The sequence below is a fragment of the Kitasatospora sp. NPDC049258 genome (genome assembly GCF_040678895.1).
Lineage (GTDB): Bacteria > Actinomycetota > Actinomycetes > Streptomycetales > Streptomycetaceae > Kitasatospora.
Window position 1 is genome coordinate 23134 of sequence record NZ_JBFAQT010000062.1, and the last position, 6636, is coordinate 29769.

Sequence of the window (6636 nt, forward strand, 5' to 3'; positions counted from 1 at the left end):
CGGTCCGGCTCGCCTCTGGTGCCCGTCCAGATGACGGCGGCTAGCTCTGGGGCGAGTTCCGTAAATGCTTCCGGGGCAACGACGCCGGCGGCGAAAGGTCAGAGCCACCAGCGAACGAATGTGACGACGCCGAGGGCCGCGAACCCCAGGAATACCAGACCAGCAAAGGCAAGACCGCGCAGGAGTCGTCACGGTCAGTGTGCTGGGCGTGATTGCGTACACGGTGCCAGAGGATTGGGCGGCCCGCCTGCATGGAAGCCACCCTCACGGAGCCCGGCCAGTCGGGTTCAGGCGGTCTCTGCCTGGGCTGACTGCTCGGGGACTGCGTGGCCCGGCGTGGTTCAGTCGGCCTCGGCGTCGATCTCAGCGAAGAGGCGTTGGATCGCAGCGGGGCCGTCCTGACAGCCTGTCCGGGCAAGGTCCCGAACGAGGTGATAGACGACAGAGGCAACGCCGGCGTCGATTGCCTTGCTGGCGAGTCCGATACCTGGCGCGAGGTCCGGGTACTGCAGGCGAATCCAGAGCAGGCGCCTGAGGGGTTGGACGGTACCGCGGTCGAGTGCTTTGAACACGAGAGTGTCCGCCTGGTCGTAGTTCCCGCGGCTTTCGGCGTGCATCATCGGCTGCATCGTCTCGCCGGCCTCGACCGCTTCGACTTGGAGCCGGCGAGCACCTGCTCGGTCCCCCTCCCGCTTGTGCAGACGGATGAGCTCCTGATAGCAGTCCACCAGCCCCGCGTCGATGGCCTTCCGGAAGTACCGCTTGGCCTCGGTGCGATTACCGGCCTTCTGATACTGGTACGCGAGGCGGGAGTAGGCGTAGATGTCGCCCGCCTCGACGACGCGCTCCGTCCACTCGACGGCCTCCTCGGTCACCCCGTTCTCCGCGAGCAGGAATGCGACCCCCTGCATCGCATCCGGATCGCCGTTCTCGGCCCCGCGCCGGTACCAGTACTCCGCCTCATCCCGACGTTCCGAATCCAGGCACTTGTCGCCGTACTGGCAGAACGCCTCGACGTGGCCGTCCAAGGCGAGCTGCCTCAAAATACCCTCGGCTTCCTCGTCTCGACCCAAGTTCTCCAGGAGCTGTGCCTCGTGGAGCATGCTGCGTGCAAGCCAGCCGTCGGTCAGCTCACCGGATGAGCGTTGTCCGGCGATACGAGCCAGCTCAGCGTGCGCCTCCGCCGCCTGGGCCTCGGGTTCGAATCCGCCTGCGTATCCGTTCCCGTCCTGTTTCTCGCCGAGTGCGGACAGGCGCACCCGCCCGCGCTTGTGGGCGGAGCTGGAGAGGGCCCGCCGGTCTGCGTCGGTCTCGGCGTGCTCGAGTGCAGTAACCCAGAATGCTGCGGGAGGACACTCGTGGCGCAGTTCGTACCGCAAGACCTCCTCAAGGTAGGGGGACAGCTTGTAGCGGGAATGGGCCGGGATCGGCTGGCCGGGTCGGGGCCGGATCTCGGTCAGTGGACCAGGAATGCCGCGGCACGGCTCCGTCAGGTAAGCGAGGGCTTCGCTCAGCCAGCCAGGGCGGGCCAGTTCGTCCCACTCGCTGTCCAGGGCATACAGGGCGGCAGTCGATTCCAGCAGTGGCAACGGCAGGGCGGGGCCATGCCCCAGCCGGCGCAGCTCGGCCGCGGCCAGGATGAGACATGTTGCCAACGGCGAGGCGTGATCGAAGCGATCGACGAGAAGGGGCACACCCGCCAGGTACTGGGTGAAGCGGCCTCCGTCGGCGTGGGCGAGGCTCTCAGCCCAGCGACGGTCAGCCGCTGCCGCATCCTGGAGCACCGAAGGATCGGCGACGAACACGTCCGGCACTGTCGTGCCCGTGCCGGTCAGGAGCGTACGAATGTTGGGGAACCGCTCGGCGCGGTGATGGGAGGTGAGCAGGCGATTGAAGAAATCGCCGTGGATGGTACCCAAGACCAGCACCGGCCCTCGCCCTGGCGCGCGCAGCAGCTCTCGCAGACCAGAAGCCGCACGCTCACCGGCCGGCGCGAGCAGATACTCCTGCATCTCGTTCAGCCAGATAGCGGTGTGTGCCGCGACATGAGGCAAGCCAGCGAGCAAGGCGTCGACGTGACCATCGATGGGGTGCCACAGCCCCCATGAATCCGGCAAGCGCTGGACAGCTTCCCAGCACGCCCGGGTCTTGCCGGTCGACGACGAGCCGACCAGAACCACCAGCCTGCTGCGCCCCGCAAGGGCTTCATTGGCAGCTGCTTCGAGCACATCATCGTGGGCGCGGCGGACATAGGCCGGCAGCAATGGCACACCGATGGCAGCACCGATGGCGCGTTGAACCTCCAAGGCGTACGGATCGGATACGCTCCGTACGGGCCAGCCAGGTTGATACAGATTCTGTAAGGCAGCCTTCGCCTGCGCCTCCTCCACGACGGCTCTGCTCCGGGCTGCCGCCCACTCGCGATCCAGTTCCCAGGCCTGGCGCCACCGGAGTCTGTCCGTCAAGCCAACCGGTGGATCGATACCACGGTGGTTCATTTCCGCACGGATGCCGTCGACTACGACGAGGAGACCATCCAGCGCGCGGGGGACACGCTCGCCCTTCAGCCAAGAACCCACAGACCCAGGTGCAACGCCAGCCCGTTTCGCCAAAGACCGATCAGACGGGCAGTTGTCCAGGTGCGCGCTCCTAAAGGCCCCAAGCTGCGCCAAACGTGCCTTCAGATCGACAGGACTGCTCATCAAGGCGTGGTGACCTCCGTGGGGCGCGTGTGCGGCGTTCTGAGCCTATGGGTGGCGGGGCGGCCATGGTGTCCAACTAGCAGCAATTCCCTTCTGGACACCTGAGTTGGACAGGGAGAGTCAGCCTCACCACGCCGAGTGATCTCGGCAGAACAAGGAGGTCTGATGAACTACACCCACGCCCTGTCACTCCTGCTCGCGATCTCTATGGCGGGCAACATCGGCTTCATCGCGGGAATCGCCGCCTGGCGGGCGGGCATCGGATGGGAGCGAGCTTTCCTGATCGGCGGTGGTGCTGCTGGCTCTGGACTGGCCATCATCTTCTCGGGCATGGCCATCTATCGCTGAGCACCGCGGACCGCCGACCCGACCGCGGCCGGGCCGGCCCAGGTGCCGAAGGCGAGAGCAAGCCCGGCCGAAGCCCCTGCCCGACCGGGCGGTGGTCGTCCGGGTGCATCCTCCGAAGATCAGGTGCCGACCACTCACGCCCTGCCGACCGCCGGTGCTGCTCCGAGCTCTGACGCCGACTGCAACACGGGGTTCAATGCGGGCCCTGCGTTGCACCCCGACCAGCCCCGCAGGCGCCCTCGGCCTTCTCCAGGACCGGCCAGCCCGTTCTCAGAGGTGTGGTCGACCTGGCTGCCGGCAGAAGCGAAGGGCGCACACCCACAGGGTGTCCGCCCTTCGTCGCGTAGCCGGCCCAGCTTCCGACCGTGTGCCCCGCACCTTGCTCACTGCCAGCGCATGCCGAGTTCGGTGAGACGCTCCGCACGGGCGGCTGGAACGTCGGCCCGCCTGCTGCGGCTGTTCGCGATGAACAGGCCCAGGCCGACCTCGACGGTGGTGCCGTCGGCCAGCACCAGCGTTTCCTTGTGCTTGCGCGGCACGTTCAGGTGCCCCTCCCGTTCCCGGAACTGCGCCGCCGCCGCCAGGTTCCGCTGCTCCTTCTGCGCGTGCGACACCTTCGGGGCCGGCCGCTGCTCGGCGGCCAGCTGCTCCAGCCCGAGGACGTGCTCGCACAGCCACTGCTGGGCTGGCCCGAGCCTGTCCCAGCCGACCTGCTGCGCGCGGCCCCATCCGGCGAGGTCCTCGCCCTGGACGACGATGCTGCCCGGCTCGGCCCCGGCGAGCGTCCCGCCGGCCTTCACGTGCCGCCAGGCCAGCGCGAAGCACCGCTGCCACTCCACCGGCCAGGCGGGGCACCAGCCCGTGTCGATGGCGTCGTACGCGGCCTTGCGGTCGGCGGTAAGCGCCCCGGCCCAGTCCAGGCCCTGCTCGCCGGCCTCCGCGCGGCGCTCCAGCGCCTCTGTACGGCGCTGCGCGGTGCGGGCGTTCTTCATGATGACCCCGACCGGCCGGCCGCCCCACACCGCTTCGCCTGGCGGGCAGGCGTGGCCGTGCTCGCCGGCGTACCCGGCGACCGCGGTCAGGTTGTCGGTGAAGGCGGAGTCGAACGCCGACCACACCATCCCGAGCCCGTCCAGCTCCTTCACCCGCTCCGCGTCCAGGACCCCAGCGGCCTTGTAGCGGCGCTGGTCGGCCACCCAGGCCCCCAGCCGGTGCCCGGACGGTGCCCGGTAGGCGTAGGCGACCTTCACGTCCCCGAACGCCGCCTTATAGGCCAGCAGCTCCTCCAGGCCCCGCCGGAACTCCTCCCGCTCCGGCTCCAACACCCGGGTCCGGACGAACGCCGCGATCACCGCCGGGTCGCGCTGGGTGGAGAACTGCAGCAGCTGCTCCCCGGCCCCGCCCGAGCGGCGCTCCTGCGGGTCTCCGGCGTGCCGGGGCTCGCGGGCCGGCCGGGTCTCGGACTGCGGCAGGGCCAGGCGCTCGACGGCGGCCGCGTCGTGGGAGCGGAGCGCCATGAGCAGCTTGGCGAGCCCGTCGAACGCCTTCGAGCTGAGCAGCTCCCCGCCGCTCTCTCCGGGCCCCAGGATGACCGGCACCACGATCGTGGCGACCTTCCCGCTGCCCGGGTGCATGCGCAGCGCCCGCCCGACGGCCTGCACCAGGTCCACCATCGAGCCCCGCACGTCGGCGAAGAACACGCTGTCGCAGTCGAAGGTGTCCACGCCCTCGCTCAAGACCTTGACGGAGGCTAGGACGTAGCGGAGCAGCCGCAGCCCGTCGGCGGCGAGCAGCGAGGAGAAGTCCCTGAGGGTCTGCCGGCGCTCGGCCACGGTGTGCTCGGACTCCAGCCAGCTCGTGCCGATCAGCTTCGGGTCCGGGTGCAGCGCCGGGTCCTGCTCCCACAGCACCTTCGCGACGTTGCGAAGGCCGGTGCTGAGCGCCCGGGCCTCCGCCACGAAGTGGTGGAACGACAGCACCCGGGCCAGGTCCCACTCGGCGGCAGCGGTCAGCAGAGCCGTCTGCAAGGCCGCGAGGCGCGCGCCCCGGTACTCCACCGACATCTCGCTCGCACCGCGCTGCTCCAGGCCTTGGAGGACCGGGTCGGCCACGTCCACGCAGACGATCCGGTAGGGGGCGATCACACCATCGGACACTGCCTGCCCGAGCGGATAGTCGTGGGCGATGGGGCCGAAGGCGGACAGGCTCTCGTCGTCCATGCTCGCGATCAGCTCGGCCGACTCGATCCCGGCCGCCGCCGCCCGCTCCCGGTCCCGCTCCTTGACCGCCCACAGCCTCGGCGTGGCCGTCATGAACAACCGCCTGTCGCAGGGGATCCGGGTGTTGTCCAGGATCGCCGCCCACGGCTTCCCAGCCTGGCCAGACACCCTGTGGGCCTCGTCCACGACCGCGAGCGAAAACGGCTCCAAGCCCGCCTGGTGGGCCCGCTCCAGGTGCCCCAGACCCAGGCTCGCGTACGTGGCGAACACCGTCACCTTGCCGGGGCCGGCCGTCCAGCGGATCAACTCCTCCGGATCCGTGGTGCACCGAACCCCCGGCTGCTCGCTGCCCTTGAGCGAGCAGAGCCCCACCATCCGGCCGCCATGCCCCTCCCGCTTCCACACCTCCACCGTCTGCTCCAGCAGCGGCAGGGACGGCACCAGCACCAGCGTCCGCTCCGAGTGGAGCCGCCCGGCGACGTGAACGGCCGTCAAGCTCTTGCCCGAGCCCGTCGCCGCTCGGACCTGACACCGCAGCCCCTCCGGCGGCAGCAGACCCGACGCCGGAGGCGTCAGAAGTCGTACTGCCGCGTCACACGCCTCCTCCTGGTTCAGGCGCAACTTCTTCGCCATGATTACTGTCTCCCTTGTTCGGAATTCATGCGACGCGACAGAAAAGCCGCCTAGGACTTTTTGAATTTGCCTAGGAATTCAATGGAAGGCCGTCTCCCGCGATCTCGGATCAGCCCTCGTCGGACCGTCTCTGACGGTTGTGTAGCTCCTTGGCCAGCTCGTCGTGCAGGGCATGGGTGCACTTCGTCACCCACTCGCTCAGCTCAGCGACCCGCTCGTACTGGGCGATCAGCAGGGGTCCGGCTACCGTGAAGCTGTGAGGCTCCCGCTCCATGTCGTCGGCGAGAGCCGGGAACAGCCGAAGCACCCGCCAGAGATCGGCAGGCGCAGCCTTTTCCGGATCCGGCAGAACAACACCGTTGTCGTCGCGCACGATCACAGCACTCACCTATCCATTCAAGAGGAATCGTTCCGGACCTACCGAGTCGCAAGACCGCAAGTCCGGAGAAATCTCCCGGAAGCGTCCCAGTAGGCCAAAGTCTAGCGGGTCACCGTCTTTGATGCATGAGAACGGGCAAAGCCCACCCACGCGCCACCCCAACGAGTGACCCACAGCCTGTCCCGCAACCTGACCACCCCTCACCCCCATCTCACCCAAGGCGCGAAGCGCCCCATCACCCCCTCCCGGCGGGGGGGCCCCCGCCCCCCCCCCCCCCCCCCCCCCCCCCCCCCCCCGCCGCCCCCCCCCCCCCCCCCCCCCCCCCCCCCCCCCCCCCCCCCCCCCCCCCCCCCCC

The 6636-nt window shown here is 69.2% G+C and carries 4 protein-coding genes; 1 reads left to right on the forward strand and 3 read right to left on the reverse strand.

The window, feature by feature from the left end:
* Nucleotides 1–341: 341 nt before the first annotated feature.
* Nucleotides 342–2390, reverse strand: a complete 2049-nt coding sequence (locus AB0K43_RS30080) for a hypothetical protein (RefSeq protein ID WP_363645331.1) — start codon at nt 2388–2390, stop codon at nt 342–344.
* A 477-nt stretch (nt 2391–2867) separates the two neighbouring features.
* Between AB0K43_RS30080 and AB0K43_RS30085 the strand changes: the two genes are divergently transcribed.
* Nucleotides 2868–3050, forward strand: coding sequence for a hypothetical protein (locus tag AB0K43_RS30085; protein WP_363645333.1), 183 nt, complete (start codon nt 2868–2870; stop codon nt 3048–3050).
* 383 nt (nt 3051–3433) lie between these two features.
* Here AB0K43_RS30085 and AB0K43_RS30090 read toward each other — a convergent pair whose 3' ends face one another.
* Nucleotides 3434–5902, reverse strand: coding sequence for a Helicase associated domain protein (locus AB0K43_RS30090; RefSeq protein ID WP_363645335.1), 2469 nt, complete (start codon nt 5900–5902; stop codon nt 3434–3436).
* Between the two features lie 109 nt (nt 5903–6011).
* Nucleotides 6012–6290 (reverse strand): hypothetical protein, encoded by a 279-nt coding sequence (locus tag AB0K43_RS30095; protein ID WP_363645337.1) that lies wholly within the window; start codon nt 6288–6290, stop codon nt 6012–6014.
* Nucleotides 6291–6636 lie beyond the last annotated feature (346 nt).